The sequence below is a fragment of the Granulicella sp. L60 genome (genome assembly GCF_009765825.1).
Lineage (GTDB): Bacteria > Acidobacteriota > Terriglobia > Terriglobales > Acidobacteriaceae > Edaphobacter.
The window spans coordinates 1-20,788 of record NZ_LMUR01000007.1; the positions used below are offsets into that span (position 1 = coordinate 1).

Annotated in this window: 9 protein-coding genes, 1 tRNA gene and 1 pseudogene; 8 read left to right on the forward strand and 3 right to left on the reverse strand. The window is 54.2% G+C overall.

Annotation, left to right across the window (positions count from 1 at the left end; translation table 11 throughout):
* From GSQ82_RS03190 to GSQ82_RS03200, 3 genes and pseudogenes are all read left to right on the forward strand, one after another.
* Nucleotides 1-236: pseudogene (locus GSQ82_RS03190) on the forward strand (hypothetical protein); the annotation flags it as partial.
* 86 nt (nt 237-322) lie between these two features.
* Nucleotides 323-1,996: a ParB/RepB/Spo0J family partition protein gene (locus GSQ82_RS03195; protein WP_158790590.1), complete on the forward strand. Its 1,674-nt coding sequence runs from the start codon at nt 323-325 to the stop codon at nt 1,994-1,996.
* Between the two features lie 275 nt (nt 1,997-2,271).
* A complete protein-coding gene (locus tag GSQ82_RS03200) occupies nt 2,272-6,630 on the forward strand; it encodes an AAA domain-containing protein (RefSeq protein ID WP_158790591.1) in 4,359 nt (1,452 codons plus the stop codon).
* A gap of 31 nt (nt 6,631-6,661) precedes the next feature.
* Here the strand turns inward: GSQ82_RS03200 and GSQ82_RS03205 are convergent, their stop codons facing one another.
* Nucleotides 6,662-11,743, reverse strand: a complete 5,082-nt coding sequence (locus GSQ82_RS03205; RefSeq protein WP_158790592.1) for a DEAD/DEAH box helicase — start codon at nt 11,741-11,743, stop codon at nt 6,662-6,664.
* Nucleotides 11,740-16,434, reverse strand: a complete 4,695-nt coding sequence (locus GSQ82_RS03210) for a DNA-directed RNA polymerase subunit alpha C-terminal domain-containing protein (protein WP_158790593.1) — start codon at nt 16,432-16,434, stop codon at nt 11,740-11,742. The genes GSQ82_RS03205 and GSQ82_RS03210 overlap by 4 nt, the downstream gene beginning before the upstream one ends.
* Before the next feature lie 226 nt (nt 16,435-16,660).
* Between GSQ82_RS03210 and GSQ82_RS03215 the strand changes: the two genes are divergently transcribed.
* From GSQ82_RS03215 to GSQ82_RS03230, 4 genes are all read left to right on the forward strand, one after another.
* The gene (locus tag GSQ82_RS03215; protein ID WP_158790594.1) at nt 16,661-17,281 is read left to right on the forward strand and encodes an NYN domain-containing protein; all 621 of its coding nucleotides are present in this window, start codon (nt 16,661-16,663) and stop codon (nt 17,279-17,281) included.
* A gap of 418 nt (nt 17,282-17,699) precedes the next feature.
* The gene (locus tag GSQ82_RS03220; protein ID WP_158790595.1) at nt 17,700-18,578 is read left to right on the forward strand and encodes a hypothetical protein; all 879 of its coding nucleotides are present in this window, start codon (nt 17,700-17,702) and stop codon (nt 18,576-18,578) included.
* A 126-nt stretch (nt 18,579-18,704) separates the two neighbouring features.
* Nucleotides 18,705-19,382, forward strand: a complete 678-nt coding sequence (locus GSQ82_RS03225) for a helix-turn-helix transcriptional regulator (protein WP_158790596.1) — start codon at nt 18,705-18,707, stop codon at nt 19,380-19,382.
* Nucleotides 19,363-19,920 (forward strand): DUF6036 family nucleotidyltransferase, encoded by a 558-nt coding sequence (locus tag GSQ82_RS03230; protein WP_158790597.1) that lies wholly within the window; start codon nt 19,363-19,365, stop codon nt 19,918-19,920. Before GSQ82_RS03225 ends, GSQ82_RS03230 begins: the two co-directional genes overlap by 20 nt.
* On the opposite strand, the gene GSQ82_RS03235 is transcribed toward GSQ82_RS03230, so the two are convergent.
* Entirely contained in the window at nt 19,917-20,204 is a 288-nt protein-coding gene (locus tag GSQ82_RS03235; RefSeq protein WP_158790598.1) for a helix-turn-helix domain-containing protein, read from the reverse strand. The two genes, GSQ82_RS03230 and GSQ82_RS03235, sit on opposite strands and share 4 nt — an antisense overlap.
* A gap of 401 nt (nt 20,205-20,605) precedes the next feature.
* Between GSQ82_RS03235 and GSQ82_RS03240 the strand changes: the two genes are divergently transcribed.
* Nucleotides 20,606-20,685, forward strand: a tRNA-Leu gene (locus GSQ82_RS03240).
* Nucleotides 20,686-20,788: the final 103 nt, after the last annotated feature.

The following is a 20,788-nucleotide window of genomic DNA, read 5'->3' on the forward strand; positions in this document are numbered from 1 at the left end:
CTGCGCCTGAGCCATGTGGTGAGACTCCGCTTCACATAATCCGGCGCTTCACACAGTATTGGCGCAACGACTATGCGGGGATTCAGCAGTGGAGCCGCTTTATTCGAGAGGACAACTACTGCTATCACTCGCAGCTTCACGACGAAAACGAACGCTTCGCCAAGCTGTGGGACAAGAACCTGCGAGACCAAGGTTTCGTCGTCGCCTTCGAGCGACAGCGACAGCAACACGCATAGCCCAAGTACCCCCGCCTACGAAGCGGATGCAGGGCAGCGCTTGCGCTCCACAACCTCAACCAGCGACAGCCCATAAGGAGGGCACCATGCAGGACAGCAGCGAATTCCAATACATCGCCATCGATCAGATTTTCGAATCCACCACCAACCCCCGCCAGACGTTCGACCAGAAGAAGCTGGAAGAGCTTGCCGAGTCCATCGGGAAGCACGGCCTTATCCAGCCCATCGTCGTACGCCCGAAGGACAACCGCTTTGAAATCGTCGCAGGTGCAAGGCGATTCCGGGCGGGTCAGATCGCCGAGAAGTTTTCACTCCCCGCCCACATCAAGGAACTCACCGATGCCCAGGCGATGGAGTGGCAGCTAGTCGAGAACTCGCAGCGTGTGGACGTTCACCCTTACGAGGAGGCGCAAGGCTTTCAGCGTCTCTTAGACCTCCCCGGCTACGACGTTGCCGCACTTGTCTCCAAATCCGGCAAGAGCGCAGCACACGTTTATGCTCGTTTGTCTCTCTTGCAGTTGATTCCCACCGTGGCCGAAGCGTTCGCTCAGGAGCGCATCACGGCAAGCCACGCTAACCTCATCGCCCGGCTGCCGCAGGAGCAACAATCCGACGCATTCGAGAATTGTTGGCGCAAAGACTGGCAGGACAAAGAAGCGCACCTGCTTCCCGCGAAGCACCTAAGCGCATGGATTCAGACCAATCTCTACCTGAATCTTGCCGAGGCACCATTCGACAGGGAAGACCCGAACCTCAAACCAGAGGCCGGAGCTTGCATGACTTGCCCACGCCGCAGCGGTTTCAATACCAGCCTGTTTGCGGACGTGCAGGGCGACCAATGCCTAGACGCGCCATGCTTCCAAGCCAAGGTGACGGCGCACATCGACCGCGAGATTGCCGCGCGGCCTGAGCTTGTCACCATCGAAACGGCGTGGCGAGCTCCTAAAGAGCAGCGTCCCGGCGCATTGCAGAAACACCAATACCGCGAACTTGCGGAGCCGGATAACCCCGACGCCGAGCCACCCTGCCCAAGCGCCAAAGGAGCAATCATCGTCTTCGGTAAACACGCCGGGCGCACGGTGACGGTTTGCCTCGATACGGAGTGCTCGGTACACACCAACCATCAGCCGCGCGAGACGGTCGCACCGCCGCCTGTCATGGCACCAGCGCCCGAACAGGAAACGGAAGAGGAGGCAGCGCAACGCGAAGCAGAACACGAGCAGCGAGTGGCGGAGTACAAAGCCGAGCAGGAACGCAAAGAGGAGGAGCGCAAGGCCGAGTTCGAGCGTCAACAAAAGGAATACGAGGCCGAGCAAACCCGCCGCGAAAAACAGCGCGAGGCACGGGTTGCCACCTTCGAGCGCATCATCGAACATGCCCCGGCATCGTTCAGCGCGGCACAGATGCGCGTCTTCCTTCGCTTGCTCATCCACCTGGACTACAGCTTCCTTGAGGAGGTTGCGACTCACTTCGCAAACGGCGATGAGAACGCGCAACAGTCCGAGGATGAGATCGTGTTGGCCGCACTGGATGGAACCGCCGACGATAAGCTAACCGGCCTCGCCCTGCGCCTCGTTCTCTCTGACCATATTGGTATTCCTCACGAGAACCAGCCCGACCTCCTCACCGAGGCCGAGCAAGTATTCGCGCCGAAGAAGTCCAAGGTCGTCAAAGCAAAGTCTGACGCTGCGAACAAGAAGAAGCCAACGGCGGTAAAGGCTCCCGTCAAGAGGGGACTGACACGAAAGAAAGCTGCATAACCTTGCTCGATTCTGGCCCCGGATTCGTCCGGGGTCGCTTTTTCGTCTCAACCCGCAAAAAAGCGGCAGGGAGAACCCGCTTTGGTTTCTCCCTGCACCCTCATCCCGCCGCCGGCCCACGCTCGCCGGTTCGCGCGGCAGGAGTCGAGTTCCTCCTCCTGCACCTTCCCCTGATTTCGGACAGCAACGTAGAATCGGTGTACCTGCATTCCTTACGTAATTTGTGGCGGCTACAAAGTTGACTCTCATCTCATAAAACGTCTGGCGACAATCACATGGATGGCATCACGCTTCGAGAACTCGCGATAAAAGTTTCGCAATACTTTCTCGATTTTCTTGAATCGGACTTCAAGCGCCAGCAAGCCCCGAGACGCCGCATCGTCCTTCAGACCGACGGCGGCTTCCGTTCGGGAATGAAGACCGCGCCGTACCCAGCACTTCAGCAAAGCGTCTGGCAGCTTCTCGAAAAACCGTCGGGCGGAGATCTTTCGCTCAAGTTCCGACCGCGCATCTATACGCGGTCGATCAGCCCCATATTGCGGGGAATCATCCGCGAGCAAATTCAAGCTATCTCCGACGAGGCGCTTCTTGTCGTCCGAACAGAAATCCTTGCGCACTCCCAGAGGACGCGGGGAGAGGCTATCGAAAATCCAGAGGAATGGGTTGATGGAGTTCGCAAAGTTCTTGCGAATGAGGTAAGCACTCAGATTGTGCATCCCTTGCTTGCGATGCTCGACGGACCGCTCTCGCAACAGGCCTACTCCGTTCACGACTCAATATTTTCTGCTGAAACCGAGCTCATTGAGCTAGTCGCTGGAAATCTCGACCAGGCGCTACCCACAAGTCTTAGCCGTTATCTCGCAACTGGAGACGCGAACGATCTGCTTGTCGCGACCGAAAACTTTCTCACGGTTGATGACACTCATGCCGCCCTGATGAGTTATTTCGAGACCTTCACCGCCGCCGATGCGTTTTTGGAATTTCGCGATCTTGAAACATACGCGGTGACAGGAGAGAATCTTCAGCTCTATCTCTACATCGGCTCGCTTCGTTACGGCAATCTTAATTACCCACTTTTCTATGTTCCTATCGAAGTTCAACGCGCGGAGAATGGGGAAGGGTATGTCTTCACCCTCGTCAATCATCTTTATGCCAACAAACGCGCTATCGACTTTGTCCTTCAAGAACTGGGAGAGCGCCAAAAGCGGGAATGGCTGAGTCCTCTTACGGACCGCATCATTTATCTGACCCCGGAACAAAGCCTTGCCGAGGTGGCGCGCCCCCTATTTCGCAAGATCGCCAATTCACTGGACTTGGGTGGCCAAATCGAGCTTGAGACACCTAAGATTCTCGAAGCATCGAACACGAGCGTCGTTCTTTCGACAACGTTGCACTTTGCCGTTTTCGACCGTGCAGACGAAGCACTGTTAAATGACTATGAGGAAATGATCGCGCAAGCTCGGAAGAACGAGCCCGGCGTCGTTGGACTTTTTGAAGGTATCGTCAGAGGAGTCCTTCTCGAAAACCCAACGAGCATACACGAAGCGGTAGAAGCCGAATGGGACGCGATGCCGCTTGTAGATCGCGTCGTTATCGACGCGCCCGTTCCTCTAAACGAAGAGCAAATCAAAATTCTCTCGGCCATACGGAACCCAACGGCAAAGATCATTGTCGTCGAGGGGCCGCCGGGCACGGGGAAGTCACACACAATAACGGCGATTGCAGCTGATTGCGCGTTGCACAATAGGTCATGCTTGATCCTTTCGGACAAGACCGAAGCTTTGAATGTCGTGCAAAGTAAGCTCTCCGAAGCAATGAGCCAAGTGCGCCACGACAAGGACTTTCCGAATCCGATTTTGCGTCTCGGACAAGATCAGGCAAATTTCAAACGCCTGACATCGAGCCAAACTCTAACGCAGGTGTCAGCCTATGTTAGGGCGGGGAAAGCCAACCAGCCTAGAATTCGCGGAGAACTGATAGATACCCGCGAGCAGCTCAAAGGAAAGATCAACAAGACCATTGCGACGCTTGGACAGTTGCCGCTAGGCCAGATCGCCGAGGTGTTCCGCGGGGAGTCTAGATTGGCGGATCTAGCGATACACGTCATACCCGCACTCCAGGCGATTACAAAGGCATCTCTTCTACCTCTGCTCGATACCGCTCTGACATCAGAGCGTGACCTTCGCTCCTATCTTAGCCTCACTTTCAGCGGCTCCAACGACTGGACGGAACAAACGCTGTTGCACAAGGTGCGCTTTGACGCAGCCGTTCTTTCTCTAGTCCAGAAGGTTGATGCGAAGACCCTTTCTTTGTTCGACCGTATGGATGCGGAACAACTGCGCAAGCTCGGATGCTGCTTGCTCGCCTATCAGCAACTCCGAATGCCGATCTTTGGATACCTTTTCCGGCAGGCTCGGGTTCGAGAACTTGAACGTCACCTCAACGAGGAGCTATGCCCGAACCGTCCCGTCTTGCTCAAACGGGAAATCTCGCATTTGAGGCGGGTGATCGATGAAACCAACAAACTCCGCCTTGCTCTTTCGGGAGAGTATCTGAACGAAACAGATCTGCCAGATGTTTACGAAGCGATAGCGCAGGGGCGAATGCCTCTAGCAGGCGCAACCCTTTTTCGTCCACTTATTGAAGCTCTTTGTTCAGAACGTCCCAATAGTCTTCCTTTGAATCTCTTAGGTGCGGACACGTCCGAACGTCTAACTGAAACGTGGTTGGCCTCGCTAGATTATTTGCGGAATTGGATCAGAACAAGCCAGACCTTCGCAGAGGCGCCCGAGTACGATTACGTGGGAACAAAATCGGAACTTGAGCGGCTCAATACAACCGTAATGAACGCCGAGGTCGATAGTCGGCTGGTTTCGTTCATGAATAATTTCAAAGCCGACGCCAAGACGCTCGCTGCGATCATCACGCAGCGCCAGAAGTTTCCCGAGGCGAAATTTGCGAACGTGAAGGATTCATTTCCAATTATGATTGCGGGCATTCGCGAGTTCGGCGAGTATATGCCGTTGGTGCCGAATCTATTTGACGTTGTCGTCATAGACGAAGCATCCCAGGTCTCGGTTGCTCAAGCGTTTCCGGCTCTACTGCGTGCTCGAAAAATCGTGGTGCTGGGCGACAGCAAGCAATTTAGCAACACCAAGTCGTCAAATGCAAGCATTGCCTTGAACGACAAATACCGGGCCGATCTCGAAGCGTTCTTCCGCCTGAGAGTCTCGCAGGAAGCTTCAATGTTGCAGAGGCTCGCGAAATTTGATGTTAAGTGCTCCGTCTTAGAATTCTGTCAGCTTTGTGCGAATTATTCGACAATGCTTCGGAAGCATTTTAGGTCCTATCAAGAGCTGATCAGTTTTTCGTCAGAGACGTTCTATAACAACCAGCTCCAGGCCATTAAGATTCGTGGGGTGCCGCTCACCGACGTCATCCATTTTGACCAAGTCGACGCAAGTGGGGCGAAGACTACTCGTGGAACAAATGAGGCTGAAGCAGATTTCATCTTGGAGCAACTTCTTGAGCTACTTGAAGAGGAGGCCCCGCCGACGGTCGGCGTTATAACGCCCTTCCGAGAGCAACAAACCTTACTCACCAAGAAACTCTTTAGCCACGCTAAGGGGGCGGAGTTTCAGGACATACTTCGCTTAAAGGTGATGACGTTCGATAGCTGTCAGGGTGAAGAGCGCAAAATCATTTTCTATTCGCTGGTCGCCACAGCCAAGGACGATGCGCTGAACTATGTGTTTCCGGTCGAACTGAACGATCCTCAAGAATCGGTCGAGCAGAAGCTCAAGGTTCAGCGACTGAATGTCGGGTTCAGCCGCGCTGAAGAGATGATCTGGTTCGTACATTCCAAACCTCTGGCGGAGTTCAAGGGTTCAATCGGTCGTACGCTCAACCATTACGCAAACTTACTTGAACGCGGAGAGGTAGCGGCGGACCGTACCGATCCCAATAGCCCGATGGAACTGCGCGTCTTGGATTGGCTGCAGAAGACCGAGTTCTATCAGAAGAACAGGGAAGAAATTGAAATCCTGCCGCAATTTCCGATAGGCGACTATCTCCGCCAACTTGATCCGACCTACAGACATCCGGCCTGGCGCGTCGACTTCCTACTGACCTTTATCACCGATAGGGGCGTCGCGCGTATCGTCGTCGAGTACGACGGTTTCGATCATCACTTTCTAAAGGGTAAGGAAGTGAATGTTGGCAACCACGAGCGCTATATGGTCGAAGCAGATATTGAGCGACAGTTAACGCTTGAGAGCTACGGCTATCGATTTCTACGAGTTAATCGGTTCAACCTCGGTGCAGACCCAGTAAGGACGCTATCTGATCGTCTGATACGGCTGGTCGAGAGTCTCACGGTCGATCATAACGGCGGCTCCATCCAAAATATGCAAGATGAAGCCGAAGGGCTCACGACCGGGGCACTCAAGACGTGTTCGAGATGCAAAAAGATCAAACCGCAGGATGCTTTCTTCGACAAAACGCTAAAAAAGGGCGAAGGAGGGCTTGGCCGAGTGTGCATGACTTGTAAGGACAATACAGCGACAGCAGAGGCGCAAAAGCGCCAGTCAGGGGGACAACGAACCCGATCTCGTAGGTGGCGGCATTGGCGTTAGCCAAAGGAATCGAAACCCTAGGACGGTGCAATCAATCTAGTGACGCTGCGGAATCAGGCAAGATTGAATCTAGCGTAGTGAGAAGGAGGGAACGTTGAAGAAGACCTCTGTTGAACGCCGTCTCACTGTTTGAGGTGAGCAAGCAGCGCAGGCAAGCGGTGTCACAAGTTCGATTGTGAGTTTCGTCCCTTTTTAGAATTCTTTTGAGAATCGCCATCAGTTCCATATGGCGATCGAGCAACTCGGCAACATGGCCCGACCCTCCAGCATCGCTATCGTACATCTGGAATTTCCAAGATGTCTGTTGGAGCAGCTCCTCTGTTGACAGGCTGATTTCTCTGACATCCACCTCCAGCAACTCCGCTGCGGCAAGATGAAGCGCGTGAGCGAAGGTGACAGCGAGTGGGGCGCTCCGCAAAGCAGCACTGTTTTGAAGATCGAACTGAAGTACGTCTGTATTATGTTCAGCCGCGAAGTGAAGATGACGCATGACCGAAAGCTCCCCAGGCTTCCAGCAGGTGCGTCGAGTTGATAGGTTTATTGGCAAATGTTCTTCGAAAGGGGTTCCTTCCAATACCGGCAGGTCATCACCCGCAGAAATCATACTGTCTGCGAATCCGCATTTCGTGCAAAGTGCGAACCCGCATTCGTTTCGTCCGCCGTTGGTAGCGAGAAGATCGGCGTTCTCGTATAGCTCCGCAGTAGCACCTTCTAGACCTCCGAACGCAACAGCACTGCGCGACGGCGCTCCAGCGAGAAAGGCTGAAGCTAACACTTGAGTCACTCCGATTCTTTCTTGCTCGGTCTCCCAAGTCGGTGGGTCCCAAATTGCCGTTGAATAACCAAACCTCGGCAGTAGGAGTTCGATCTTAGATCGAGCGAGTTGGCCGGCACAATCCCGGCAGGTGTCGCCCTCCAAAGGCTGTAACTCCGTCCAGCGATGTCCATTGACACACGAATAAAGGTATTTCCGAAACCCGAAGTTGCGTTCACCTGTCTCGGACCAAAAGCTCAAGACGCCATGAGATGCGTAGCTTCTCGCGCCACCGAGGAGGACTGAGCCCGGTACATATTCACTGAGAGCAAGCATGGAACCACGTTGGAATTGCACGGGTTCGTCTCGGCCTTCACTTTGGACCGTCAGCGCTTGAACATTTATCGGAAAGCCGTAGCGTGGTAGAAATCGCATTTGCGCAAGCGCCGTTATCGTTTCAGTTCGCCACAAACTGCCTGCTTGGTAATGAATAGCGTTCAACACTGAGTTCTTTCGGTCAAGGGCAATGGCAGAAGTCCATGCACTACAAAGAGCGGAATATTCTTCCTTCCATGTCGCGCAGGCTGACCTAAAGCTCAATCTGGCTTCCTCAATGACCTCATGACTCCTCAGAGATAAGGGGGTATCGGTCAGCATCCGCTCCATGCGGGCCACAAAATTGTTTGGGGTCGAAGCGAGATTGGTCAGGAAGTGTTCGAACTGCCTATTGGGAGGATCGCCGATGACGTACCAATCGTGATCTTCATTGAGCGTGACCCGCTCTGGCATTTGAAGGTCTATGATCCTCGCCTGATCTGCCACTTGTCTAGGCACGCGAGGCTCGTTACAAAGCCAGCCCATGTAGTTGTAGGCGGTCATAGTTCCGGTATGTTGTTGCGATGGATAAATCTGTCGAAAGAACTCGCCCAAAAGCAAAGCATGGGAGTGTTTTCGTCCAAATCTCTCGCGATCTAAGCGGACTTTTGGACGCCGGAGGGGCTTGCCATAAAACTGATCGAAGTGTGTGAACACAGCTTGGTCAAAAGGCTGATTACGAGCGTAGGTGCAAATCAAAGACGACCCATCGGCTCTCCGTCCCGCTCGGCCGCCGCGCTGCTGATAGTTCGAACGGGAAGGTGGAACATTCCCCAGCAATACTGCGGATAGGCCTCCGATATCAATGCCCACTTCAAGCGTTGTGGTTGCTGAGAGGACATTGCGTGCGCCCTTGGCAAAAAGATGCTGAAGCCGCCGGTTTTCCCCAGCCTTCAACTGTGCCGAATGTTCGTCGGACCATATTCCGCGTCGAAAAATCTGCAGGTCTCTAAGTTCGGAACGCACCCTAGCGAAACGCGAGTCGGAGTCGGCCAACTCGTGACTAATCGGATGAAGATCGCAGTTTCCGTCCCCCGGGATGGCGGAGAGCCCTCCAATCGAGCGTGGCCACAGCTCTCCAGACACGGCGCAACGGAACAGGTTCAATGGTCGTCGCACACGCAGACCCGCAAGCTTAAGCCGAAACGCTACGGCGGCCCCCGATCCCGTGTCACGGTCATCCGTTTCAATCCAAGACGCGAAAGCGCCTGAATTCAGACCAGTGAGTTGATGAAAAACGGTTTCCAGAATGCGACCCGTCAACTGATCGTCATCCTGAGGGGCGTGGAGACGTTCCAGCAGTGTTCTCACTAGCATGGGCCGACGCGAGCGGCTTTCGAGCATCACTCCTGCGAATGAAATTAGCGAACTATTTGCCCTTGCTCGCAGTGCCACCCATTTCCCAAGGGGAGTCGCATATTCGAAGCGATCGCGGTCAGGTGAGCCTAAAGAAATTCCACGGTCTTTTCGAACAATGTCCAGCAGCCCCGATACAAGGTCCGGCCAAATGTCCGACAGTGAAGCTGACAGACTTGATGTGAATGCCAGTCCTGGCGGGGGGCGCAGACTTTCTACGCCCGGGTAAACTATTTCTGCCAAGCCGCAAGATTCAAGTGTGAAACGCCCCCAGTTGGGCACCGCGAGTTCGCGAGCAGTTATGGCGGGCACGCTTCGCCGCATGCGAGTTGCATTCAACTCCCAAGTGGCTTGAGTCCATTCGGCGGCCTTGTGGCCTATCGCGCCATCACGGGCATAGAACTCCTTGAGAACAGGATTCTGGCCCATTCGTTCCTCAAGCTGCTCCACGGTAATACCTTGTGCAATTGAGAGCAGTTCACTTGTTTGTATTCGAAGATCGGCTTCTAGCTCCGCACGTTCGTTAGGCGATAAATCTTCCGCCGAGAGATCGTCCTTTGTGCGGGAGATCTTCCGTTGTCGAAGACGAAGAAGGCTGGCGTCGCCCGTGGCGTTCGCAAGTTCGCTTCCGATTAGCGCGCGTCCCATCTGTATTTCGTGGCTACGAGTGAGCAAAGGACCAAGTCGCGCAGCGCGAGCACGGCTGTCACTGAAAGCGAGCAGCCGTCGACCGCCCGAAGGAAGCCACTTGCTCTCCGGTTCGGGCATGAGCGGAAGAGAATTAATCAAGGTCTCTGCGACAACCGGCAGCACCAAGGCGTCAAGCAACCTCATCGTGCGTATTGAAGCTCCGTCGGAGCGGCAGTGAGGGCACCGCGCCACTTCGCGCATGGCAACGGATTCGCCCGATGCTTCGAATTCCAATTGACCTGTAGCGGGATCAAAGAAGACATCTCCATCTTCTGCAAGCTCGAAATAATTTATAGAACTATCCGAGCGATGTGATGGCATCGCAGCTGAAAATAACTCATTTCGATGTTGCACTCCAGCAACCAAATGCTGACCGCACCTGCCGCACCTCGCGAGGGTCAAAGTATAGGAATCGCAAAACTGGCAAGTACGTGACCCATCAAGTGCCAAGGCACCGTGTCCGGGCATACGTGGTCCCGCCGTGCGGCATGATGCTTTCAAGCAGACGCTAATCTCTGATGGCGCGCGCGACAGAAGATGCAATTTATGCGGGATGAGAGGCAGCTCGTCAATGGAACAGCGAGCTTCCGCTCCTAGTTGAAGCAATGCGATCGTTGCCTTCGAGGCAGCTTCATCATTCGATCCCCAAAGATTGGCGACGACAGTTGAGAATGGCATTACTGTGCTCGATCGATGCTCGTTCCAGAACAGTTCGTCGAGCCGGTGAACCTCTGGCATTCGAGCAAGCAGGTTATGAAGGAACCGGGCAGGCCGCACTTCGTTCGCATCCGAGTGCGCATCGACTCCGTTCAAGGCCATCGCATGCTCGGCCAACAGCGTGCAAAGCTCGGAGCTTTGAACTAGTCCCGCCTGACCAACCAGCCGCTTATCTTTCAGAGCATCCGCTAGATCGTTAACTCGATCCGGCGAAAGCGGTGATGAACGTCCGAATTCCTTGGGCAGAATCCGACGGGCAGTAACGCCCTTCACCCTGCGGACGTTCGCTTTAGAGAAGAGCTTACGCGCAAACTGGAGAAGATCCTCATCGTTGCCGCCAAGAGTGGCCGATGTCGCAATCTGCAGGGTTTGCTCGCTGCTAACATCACATCGGAGTAGCACACGGCGAAGAAGGAAGGTAATCTCTGCGGCGAGGCTGCCGTTGTAGAGATGTGCCTCATCAAGCACTATCGTCCGAAGGGCTCCACCGAAAAGCGAATTATCCTGGGGTCTACAAAGGAGATACTCCAGCATGGAGTAGTTCGTCACCAGAATGTCAGGCGGGTTGCGCTGCGCTTCGCGACGAGTGAGCTGTCGACACAGGTCGCGTTCTTTCTCCAATTCCCCCGGATCGGTATTGGGTGTCTCTCCCGTGTAGTGGACGAAGGTGACCTTGTCCTGTCCCGATAGCCACTTCTGCAAGCGTTCGACTTGGTCGTTCACCAGCGCGTTAAGCGGATAGAGCAGAATGGCTCGAACGCCTGTTGCGCCGATCTCGCGTGGGTGCGAGAACAGATCATTCAACAACGGCAGTAAAAACGACTCGGTCTTTCCCGCACCCGTAGGTGCCGTGACAATAACCCCGGGCCGGTCACCCGATCTTGAGTTGTATTCTGCCTCGATCGCTTCAGCTTGGTGCAGGTAGAGGCGTCTCTCCGGCGGCAGTACGCCAACCCTAGAGAGCTGGCTCAGCAGTGTGGAGGAGATGCCAGGCATCGTGCTGAGTGAGTAGTCAGAAAGTTCGGCTGGAAAGAGTGGTTCCAGCCAAAGTTCACTAAGCAAACCCGATGATCGACCGTCAGCGGACCAAAGGGATTCACAAGCCCTCAACAACTCCGGCGAGCGGAGAAACGCCTCACTACGTGCCAAGCCTGTTAGTCGGAATCGCAGCTGCGTCTGGGCTGCTAGAGCATCCAAATGTAAGGAATCTTCGACAATCATCTTCGGGACACTCCGTCTCTCCATTCGAATAGTACGTCTCGCAGAAGAGATATCGTCACAATTTCCCGGAGTCCAGGCTGGTGAAACGCCGCCTTGAGATTCTCTCTATCAACATTTTCACCACGGAACTCAGCTTGCGCCACGTTTACTATGCTTTTTGAAATGAACTCACCGTCGATTCGGCTCTCGCCTTGCGCGTATCTCTCACACAAGTCTCGTATTCGGAATGACTCGTGCAATGCGTTTTCATTGACGGCATGGAGAAGGAGACCAACGAGAGCCGCCAGTTCATTTTTCGAAAATGAATACAGAGCTGGAAGTGCTGTTGAGGCGACTCTGGCAAGAAGCAACGGACTGATCCGCGCAAGCAGGTCAAGGCCAGTAATATCGGATCGTTCCGCAGCGTCCTTCTCGATCTCTCCTGTCCACAAATCAAAGAGTCGGGCCGTTTCTAAGGCCTGATCGGTTGTAGGCCGCCAATCCCAAAGCAATTCTCTCGAAGCGGTTGCCCAAGCATCTTCTTGAAGTTCATCAAAGCCCAACATCACTTCGGACATGGTCGGAAGACTCCAGGCCCCAAGAGTCTTAACTGGGAATTGCTGAGCACAGACTTCAGCTGTTCGACGAAGAGGTTCTTGCAAGATCGGAACATGCCACCATCGAATCCATTCGACAACGTCATGCCAGTGTCTTGCCAGGTGCGCGGCAAATTCGGTCATTGTGCCGCTGAGGCAGATCGAACCAATACGCTGGCCTGCAAAAGAGAAGGCCCAGCCATAAACAACGACGCCGGCCGGAACCTTCCAGCGTACGGTGAAACCGTCTTGAGAAATTGAAGACCGCGGCAGTTCGGTAGGATGGGGGCAGTCTTCGGACCAGATCCAAAGGCAGTGCTGATCTTCCAACTGCGAATCGAAGGGAAGTTCCGCAACCCATTCTCCAGAATGTTCTTCCCGCACTGTCCTGAAAAAGCCATTATCCGTCAGCGTCTTCGCCACATTGAGGAACATTTCAGGACGGTTATAGACACCGCTAGAGATACGTAAAGCTTCACCGATGCCATAGACGTTTAAAAGGCTGCCACCATATACCTTCAATCCGGAAAGAGCACGCTTGCCTTCGGTCCAGCACAGTTCCTGATGTAACGAGATATCGCGGACCTTCGCCAACACCCTGTTCGTTCCAAGCAGGGGTCCATCGAGAGTTTCGGCCCCACTCAGTGGCACCCATTGCCCATTCTGCTCGATAGCCGCTCCATACTCCAATCCACGATGTACGAGATCGACGGGAACGGAACAAGTGTGGGCTCCGGGGGTGCTGTATACGCGAGCAGTCTGAGCACGCGCCAAGCTGGGACCCGCCTGGACAGTCATGCGGCCGTGATCTTCCAAAATCGGAAGAGTTTCTCCGCTGTTGAGTGTCATAGAGCCGGGAACAAAGTTAAGCGGCGGAAAGGTTACTGTGGTTTTTTGTCCCCAGCGGGCTCCCCCTATCTCAACTCGCAGTTTTACTGCTGCCGGAGTTTCGGACAGCTCGCTAGAGGCCGCCCAGATAAGCTCACCAACGATATTTAGTATTCGGAGAGTTGGCGCAGCCATTTTCGGGACGAGTGTCAGTCTAGCCGTGCCGCCCAACAGAACACGATACGGAGAGTCTTTGGGAACATCAACAAGTTGAGCATTGTTCAGGGTGAGCAGAACAATGTCATCGGTGGCTGTTACAAGGTCACTTCGGTTCATCATCTGTCCCGAATTGCGGAACATCAAGAATGGGTAGTCCGGATCGAAGAACGAACTCGATTGTCCCTCAATCGCGAGTTCCTTTCCGCGTAGGATTGCAAAGCGAAACCCTACTTGGGCCCTACGCGTGAGCGGTATACGAACCGGACCGCCAGCGAGAGACCAAGAGCCATCTTGAATGTGAATACGCTCTCTCCGGAACGGCTCTTCACACACAAATGTGAGGGACGCCACATCAACCCAGGCGGGTACATCTGGGTTCAATGCAAACTCAAGATAAACTTCCTGCGGTTCCCAAATCACTCTCGGGGGAGCAAAATACGCATATGCGTTTGGCTTTTGTTCGGCTTCGACGTAGTGTGAAGCCGAGTGTCTTGACGATGGAGCTCGGCACGCGGAATAAAGCTCCGTGGAAGAGAAGGACCTCAACCACGAATGTTCTCTGAGTTGAGCGAAGGCCTTTCCGTCTCTCAGTGAACCAGTCCGGATTGACTTTAGAATTCCCCACGCCGTCTGGAATGCGCTCGACGAATTTGGCTTATCCGATTCGAGGAGCAGCTGCATCGAGATTGGCTGAGCCCCCACAGGTTCGCTTAGCATTCTCGGTAGATACGCCATGTAGGAGCGCCGTAGTCCGTATTGCAATCCAACAGTTCGCCATATGACCTGCTGGCCGCTGTCCTCGAACCCGTGGCGAATTCCGAACTTGCGGCAGGCGTCTTCCATCCCGTCTCGCAGGGCCAGTTTCGGTACGCCCGCTCGAAACATGAACATGGCTCGCTGCTCGTCTCCTAAGGCATTTTCGATCTCAGGCCAGACGGAGCCCGAACCAGCAAATTCTCGATCAACCTCAGTCGCTAAAAAGAGAAAGGTAAGCCCAAGTCCCGTTCGCTTTCGAACAAGCTCACCACTTGGCAAGCGATAGCTACCCGTATCGCTGCGAAAATCCCAGTTCGCGTTACGGCCCCACTCCAACAAATGATCTCGATCAGATTTGCTCAAACGAAGATCCGCGATAGACCATTGGTTGGATAAATTTAATTCCTCTAATCTTCTTCGGACTCCGAGGACCACACCCTCCACGAAAGCTTTGGGGTCAGTTCGCACGGGAAGAACTGATCCGAACTCGTCTTCCGAGTCGCCCATTGCTTCCAAGGTTTCTTTATCCAAGGCAGGCAGTTCTTCCAGCCATTCTGACCGTTGTTCGAAGAGCCGAGTGTCACCGATAACTGAAAAGTATCCAGCGTGCGATGCGATCACATTGCTGTAGCTCAAGGCGTGGGTGACGGTCGTTTCCGATAAACCATGTTGATGGGCGAGAGATTGAATCACACGGCGGGGCAACGGTTTGCCTGCCTCTTCGAGCAGAAGGACGAGAAGGTCATCCCCGGAGGCTTCGGACGAAGGCAACGGGGGCACGGCATGGAGCATATGTCCGTCCACCCTGCACCATTTCCAAACTCTACAGAACTGGAGGAATAGCGCTTCCGGGAGTCGACCCTGATCCATTCTTGCATCCCGGAATACGCCGCGATAAGCGGCCATAAGGGAAACGGATGGAGCAACCGCCAAGATGCGGGCCAGCCTGTTAGCGAGACTATTTTCACGATCTGGGTATACGAAATACCGACGGTTTTCGTCGAGGTAGACGATTTCTGCAAGATCACTACGACTTTCCAACGGATGATCCGCTGCAAACTCTGTCGATAGCTCTTGCCAGTCCGCCACTCCCCATCGTGATGATAATTTCGCCGCCCTACGTGCGAACTCCACCAACGAAAGAGAGGTATGAGTTGTTCGGAGATTTTCTCCTTCGACTTTCAATTCAGTGTCGAGATTCACTCGTTTCGCTAAGGCCAGAATTGAAATGACAGTCATTAGCGACCCGCTTACCCCCTCTTCGATCAAGAGCATTTCAGCGTCTGCGCATTTGCAGGGTGCAAGTTGCTCTAGGCATCGAACTGCGCGAACCAGCCATGGGAACTCCGAAGGGATTCTGCTCAGAGCAGTGGTGATTGGCAGTGCTATCTGTCTGATACGCTCGCGCGTAAGCGCAGGTGTTACAGCACGAGCAACCGCATCAAGAGTCATGGGATCTTTGCCATCGAGTCCGAACAGCAAAGAGACCAGACGCCGTTTTTCCGCGCTGTATTTCGCTGGAATCAACCGCTGCATTTCGTCGTAAAGTGAAACTGCGGGGCTGACGGTAACCGTGGATTCGGGCGACCCGACTTCCAACGAATTCACGAAGGCCGTTATTTCGCTATTGAAAGCGGCTCTCACTGGAACGAGGTTTTGCCTTAACCATTCGGGGACGATCGAAGGTAGTTCGATGCCAATCTTCCGCAAAGACTCTTCCAAAGAGGCGATATTCTCTTGATCTAATCGTGCCAGCGCTGAGAGTTCGGCTAGCGTATGCATCGATAGATCAGTCGCGAAGTTCAAACCGGCGCGATGCAGAGACTCTTCCAGCGCCCGATCTTTTATGAACTCCTCTAATAGAAGGACAAAGGGCAGAGGCGCACCGGATGCGTCAGGAATACGGGTATTGTGCCAAGTCTCGCCAGACTGCGCGGAGTCACGGAGACTACACCCCAACTGTCCCAGGATCTCCTTGATCTCTCGTAGGCACTTCGCGCCGAAAAACTGAAGTTCCATTAGCTCCGGGCCGGTCCATTGTAGGAGGTCATCGACAGTTTTTATAGAGGCAGCGCGTAGGCAGTTTGTCGTGCGAACGGAAAGCTGCAAATCGTCCAAGGTGACGGACACTGCCAAGGATAGAAATGGAACACCGTGCTCGTTGCTAAGTAAAACCTCCCCGCCCCTTCCAGACGCTGTCAGGTGCCTCCTGATCGCCAGTTGAGTCGTCAGGGGGAATCCATCCACAGCTATTGCCTCGGCCTCTTGCGAGACGGCGACTTGTCGGAATTGACACGCGACTGCATCCAACATTCCGTCGGGCTCAGCGGAGTGCCCAGGTTCCCAGAGAATGAATTTTCTAATCACGCTTGATTGTTCGAAATGCTAGCAGAATAGACCGCCACAGATGGCGGCAAACACTAAAGCCGGTCCCGAGGGACCGGCTTCGCTTCCTGCCCACCAAGGAGCAGGGGGAGTTTCTTCTACAATTCTACATGCACGTATACCCGCGTGCAATGTCGAGTTCCGGGGGCGAACCATGGCAATCGTCAACCTCTATATTGACGGCTTCAACCTGTACTACGGCGCCTTAAAGCGCACACCCTACAAGTGGCTTGACCTCGCCAAACTTGCCCAATCTTTGCTCCCGTCCGACTCGATTCAGGAGCTTCACTACTTTACGGCGCGAGTCAGCTCGCGCGCCTACAACCCGACCGCAGCTCACGATCAGGGTCTTTATATCCGGGCGCTAAAGACTTTGCCGAACATCAACATCAAGTATGGCCAGTTCACGGCCCATTCCGTTCCGATGTACCTCTCGAACGTTGACCCGCCTCAGAAGGTCTGGGTAGAAAAGACGGAAGAAAAGGGTTCCGACGTGAATCTTGCTTCCCATCTGCTAAGAGACGCCTATGGGAAACGGTTCGAGGTGGCCGTGATCGTCACCAATGACTCCGATTTGGCGGAACCCGTTCGAATTGTTGCTCAGGATCTTGGGCTGCCCGTGGGTCTGCTGAATCCCCACCAGTTCCATAGCCGAGAGCTGAGGCAGTACGCGACCTTCATCAAGCGCATCCGCCAGGGCGACCTCGCAGCTTGTCAATTTCCCATAACGCTGACTGATCGGAAGGGTACCTTTGCGAAGCCGAGCGGTTGGTAGTAGAGAGTCAACGACCTGCATAGGCAGAGGTTTCCAGGGCAGAGGTCGTAGGTTCAATAAGGCCCCACTAAGGGTTCCGAAGGGTGTCTCAGGGCGCTAAAAGGAGCCATCCGTGCGCCTCGTTTCTATGAGTTACCTGAAAACACTTCACTGTCACGGCAGAGGTCGCGGGTTCGCGAATTCGTTCAAAATTTTGCAATCAGGCTAAGGCCTCCAACTAGAAGGACACCACCCACGATGCGCCCAGCGTTCAACCGATGAGGCTGCATTTTGAACTGATCGACGATGACAGGCTGCTTTTGCTGAAGCGAAGCGTATCTCTGAGAAGATTAGTGTGCGAGAGGCGAGTCAGACGAGGATAGCCCACCATAGGCCGCCACACCACAAAGCGTGTCACGAACTGTTGAGGTAAATTCCGATGCGAGGAAATTCTTGGGTTTCAAAGCTAAGTTTGGTCGATTTCGAACCTGCACCAGTCCCAAAAGCCTTGTCTTCTCCCCATCGCCTGACGCTTCAGCTTCAGAAGAGCTTCTCCCTGCGCAGATCTGATTCTTATGGAAGGGTCGGTTCTTCGAGAGATGACATAGACGTGAAGGTGGCGCCCGCTTCGGTGCCGAGAGCACTTCTTTTCGTGGACACCTTTGTCAAGACTGCTGAAGAACGTGGATTTGCTTTCGCGCTTCCCGAATCGGAGTACGAGCCAGGGCTGTCGATCGTTATCAAACGGCAGAAGGTGAAGTTTTCTGTTTTCGAAGGATCAAATCGAGTCATGTCGACTCGTTCGAAGGGCAGCTTACGCTCTCCGTCTGCCCAAGCCCACGTTGAATTCCGTCCGTCGGGGCGTTTCGCATTCAAAATTCGGGAATACTTATCCGCAAGACGAGAGCCGACATTCTTCGATAGGCCAGAACGACCGCTCGAAGGTCAGCTGAGCGTTATTCTGCACGGTTTGAGTACAGCTGCACTCGATTTGAGAGAGAAAGTCGAGAGGCAAGCCAAGGAGCGAGAAGCCGAGGAGAAACTTGCTGATCAGCATCGACTAGCCGAGGTCCAGTTTAGAAAGCTAGATGAAAACTTGGAGAACTGGACGAAGGCCGAAATGCTTCGTCGATTGATTGCACACATCGAGCGCAAGATGGACTCGGAGACACCTGCCGACCCTTCCTATGCATACAGATGGCTACATTGGGCAAGAACGGTAGTGACCAGCCTCGATCCGACATCGGGGAGCTTAGACGACTTCTTTCAACACTATCGAAAGTTTGGTCCGCCAAAATCGCCAGGCGATCTGGAGTGAGCGCTGACGCTGTCCCACGATCTTTTCTCGGGGACGTCGTCTTCGTGATTGCCACTGATCGATAGCCGACTTCCATATCGATCAAAGTATTACAAAGAGTGTAATATTGATGAGGAGGCGGTTTTCATGACCGGGCTCGCACTAGAAACCGTCCGTAAGCGTCAGGGCGTCACTCAGGTCCAAGCAGCGAAGCTCCTCGGGCTTTCGCAACCCATGCTCTCCCATATGGAGACCGGGAAGAGGAACGTCAGTCTGGAAGTGGCGCAGCGTGCTGCGGAGCTTTTTGGTGGAGACCCGACAGCCCTGCCATTGGATCCGCTGCCAAGGCACAGCGACGAGACGCTCGCCTCGGAACTCGGAAGGCTAGGCTATCCCGGATACGCGCATTTATCTGGCCGTCTTCGCAATCCAGCCGAGTTCTTACTCGATGCATTGGATCATTCTGACCTCGATGTGAGGACGACTGAAGGCCTTCCATGGGTTGTATTGAGATATCCCCATCTCGACTGGTCTTGGCTCCTCAGAGAAGTAAAGCTAAGGAACCGACAAAACCGGCTCGGCTTCGTCGCATCACTGGCCAACAAGATCGCACTGCAAAACGGCCCAGTTGTTGTGTTGAATGTCTTAGAGCCCGTGTTGCGGGAACTAGAGGATGCACGGCTCGCGAGGGAAGACACACTGTGCCAAGAGTCATGGCCTCTGTCTCGCAAGCAACACGTCAGAGCAGTGAGGTCGAAGCTTGCTGCGCATTGGAACCTGGATACCCGACTCTCGGAGGTGGACCTTGCACACTACGCTGCCTGAGCCTTGGTTGTCATTCCTGAGAGAACTTGATCCCGTCGCCGGCGAGCCGACGAAGATTCCTTGTATCGGCGGCTTCGCTGTCACGCAGCACTACGGTTCCGCACGGACGACGGTTGACTTGGATGTCATCGATGTAGCGCCCATCGCTTCGCGCAATCGACTTCTTGAAGCGGGTGGGAAAGGTTCCTCTTTAGCGAGGAAGCACCGTGTCTACCTGGACTTCGTCGGCATTGCCCAAGTGCCGTACGAGTACGAGGAGCGTCTTGTCCCGATCTACGAAGGTCTCTTCGAGAACATCCATCTTTTCGTGATGGACCCATATGATATCGCCCTCTGCAAGCTAAAGCGGGACAATGATCGCGACTTCCAAGACATGCTCTTTCTTGCGCGGACTACGCCATTTGACCTTGAAGTGTTCGAGCAGCGCTATCGCGAAGAGCTCAGGCCCTATCTGTTTGGCAGTATCAGCGAAGCCGATTTCACTTTTGCGCGTTGGATGGAAGCGATCAAGGAAGACCGAGGGAAGACGAAAGACTAGAACCGAGAAGAACGCCGCAGCTCCGCATCTTCGCGCTCATTCTCGAGCGTCAACTCATCAAGAGTGGGTCGGATACTCACTGCGGCCTGAAGTTTGAACTCCAGGCCAAGAGCAGTCAGCAGATTGTTTACTTTCGCGTACCCAAGCTCTCCCATCCGGCCATTCTCAAGAGCGTCCAAGGTTGACCGGCTAACGCGCGCCATCTTCGCAAGCTCGGCTTGGGTCAAGCCATTGGCCTTGCGCCGTTTCACAATCTGCTCTGCCACGTCAATCAGAAGCATCATGTCGGCCAGTATATCGAGAGAATCCCAACAACCACGCTGCCGCGTATATGAGTCACCCTGCGCTGGCGTATGCGTCGGCTGAGACACTAGAGGCGCGCCTGCCAAAGGCAATGCTCAAGGTGTAGTTCGGTAGGTACGAAAATGATTCAAGAACGACGTTCTCTGCCACCGGCGGATCATAAATCCTCCGCGTCTCTGAACGAAAATGGCCGTCGATTTCTATTAGCGGATTTACGATCCGCTGAGGATCAACTGACTTGTGACACTTTTCTGGTGATACTTTTGGTGATACTTTGTACCGGAATTCCGTGCCGCCAGCTGCGACGCAATGCGATCCATGATTCTCTTGCAAGCAACTCATTTGTAACGCTTTATGCAACGGGAGTGCGAGGGCTTGCGAGGCCGTGCAACTGTGGAAAAACTGGACTCAAAATCCGCCGAGGGCAACCTCATGGGGGTTCGCCCCCCCCTCCCGGCACCAAACATTTTAAGAGAGTTAGACGCAAGATAGTCTCTCCGAAGTGAGAGGCCATCTTCATTGATGGCTGTTTTGGTAGCTGTTGGTTTCCTGCTTTTCAGCCTGT

Bases quoted from the DNA above. Each gene is read 5' to 3' on its own strand.
- GSQ82_RS03195 (WP_158790590.1), top strand. From the start codon at position 323: ATGCAGGACAGCAGCGAATTCCAATACATCGCCATCGATCAGATTTTC.
- GSQ82_RS03200 (WP_158790591.1), top strand. From the start codon at position 2,272: ATGGATGGCATCACGCTTCGAGAACTCGCGATAAAAGTTTCGCAATAC.
- GSQ82_RS03205 (WP_158790592.1), bottom strand. From the start codon at position 11,743: ATGATTGTCGAAGATTCCTTACATTTGGATGCTCTAGCAGCCCAGACG.
- GSQ82_RS03210 (WP_158790593.1), bottom strand. From the start codon at position 16,434: ATGTTGGATGCAGTCGCGTGTCAATTCCGACAAGTCGCCGTCTCGCAA.
- GSQ82_RS03215 (WP_158790594.1), top strand. From the start codon at position 16,661: ATGGCAATCGTCAACCTCTATATTGACGGCTTCAACCTGTACTACGGC.
- GSQ82_RS03220 (WP_158790595.1), top strand. From the start codon at position 17,700: ATGCGAGGAAATTCTTGGGTTTCAAAGCTAAGTTTGGTCGATTTCGAA.
- GSQ82_RS03225 (WP_158790596.1), top strand. From the start codon at position 18,705: ATGACCGGGCTCGCACTAGAAACCGTCCGTAAGCGTCAGGGCGTCACT.
- GSQ82_RS03235 (WP_158790598.1), bottom strand. From the start codon at position 20,204: ATGATGCTTCTGATTGACGTGGCAGAGCAGATTGTGAAACGGCGCAAG.